The organism is Saccharothrix coeruleofusca (assembly GCF_014648515.1).
GTDB lineage: Bacteria > Actinomycetota > Actinomycetes > Mycobacteriales > Pseudonocardiaceae > Actinosynnema > Actinosynnema coeruleofuscum.
This window is the reverse complement of the sequence record NZ_BMRG01000001.1, coordinates 642,038-643,263: the sequence shown is the minus strand read 5'-3', so window position 1 is coordinate 643,263 and position 1,226 is coordinate 642,038. Positions and strand designations below refer to the sequence as shown.

General features: G+C 71.3%; 1 protein-coding gene. It reads right to left on the bottom strand.

Annotated elements, in window-relative coordinates; translation table 11 throughout:
- Positions 1-316: 316 nt before the first annotated feature.
- Positions 317-973, bottom strand: a complete 657-nt coding sequence (locus IEZ00_RS03360) for an MBL fold metallo-hydrolase (protein ID WP_189221492.1) — start codon at positions 971-973, stop codon at positions 317-319.
- Between the last annotated feature and the right edge of the window lie 253 nt (positions 974-1,226).

Below are 1,226 nucleotides of genomic sequence, written 5' to 3'. Positions count from 1 at the left end.
GTCGGCCTGTCGGCATGCCTTTCGGAAAAATCACGCCCTTCGATTTTTCCGAAACGCGTGCCGATGGGCCGACTTCCGGGCGGCCGAGCCCGCCGTCTGCGGAGCAGCGGCCATCCAACACAGAGGAGCGGCCCCGGCCCGAGGGGGAGGGGGTCGGGACCGCTCCTGTCCGGGGCCTCAGGTGCCGGGGCGCGGCGCGCTCGCGGCTGCCGCGGCGGTCTTCCTGGGGTGCATGGGCGCGAGACTTTCGCTTTCGGCGGGTTCTGATCAAGCTCCGTAATGCCACCGGGTGAACTACTTCACCTGCTCAGGTGGATCAGAGGTCGAGGCTGTCGCCTGCCGGGAGGATGGTCAGCGGGATGCCGGTCAGTCCGCCGGGCCCGACGCCGGGCAGGCCGCCCTCGCCGAGGAACCGCGCCAAGCTCTGCTGCCCCAGGTCGCTGAGCATCAGCTCGTGGATCTGGATCAGCCGCCGCGGCTTGACCGCCCGGACGTAGTCGACGGCCTCGGCGACCTTGGTCCACGGCCCGCTGGTGGGCAGCAGCAGCGTCTCCACCTCGCCGCCGGGGACGTGGTAGGCGTCGCCGGGGTGGTAGAGCGAGCCGTCGACCAGGTAGCCGACGTTGTCGATCGTCGGGATGTCCGGGTGGATGAGCGCGTGGTGCTCGCCGTGCACCTCCACCTCGAAGTCGCCGATGGTGAACGACTGGCCCGCGGCCACCGCGGTGGCCCGGTCGCCGAGCTTGGCCGCCACCGACGCCGGGCCGAAGACCCGCAGTTCGGGGCGGGCGGCCACGGCCTGGGCGATGAGCTCCTCGGCGAAGTGGTCGAAGTGGTCGTGGGTGATCAGCACGGCGTCCGCGCCCGCCACGACCTCGGCCGCGTCAGGGGTGAGCAGACCGGGGTCCACGGCGATGGTGGTGCCCCGCTTCTCCAGGGTGACGCAGGCGTGCACATATTTGGTGAGCTTCACGAAGTAATTTTGCCACTCGCGCTCCCGCGCGTACGCGGGACTGCCGCTCCCGGGCGGACGCGACCGGCCGCGCGCTGCCGTACGGTCGCAGCATGGCGTGGTTGGGCCCGCTCTGGTTCGTCGCGACGTTCGTCCCGCTGCTGTGGCGCAAGCGCTTTCCCGTCGCGGTGATCGCGGTGACGGGCGGATCGACCTGGCTGTACTACGCCACCGGCCACTGGGGCCCGCTCATGGCCGCGCCCGCGCTGGCGGT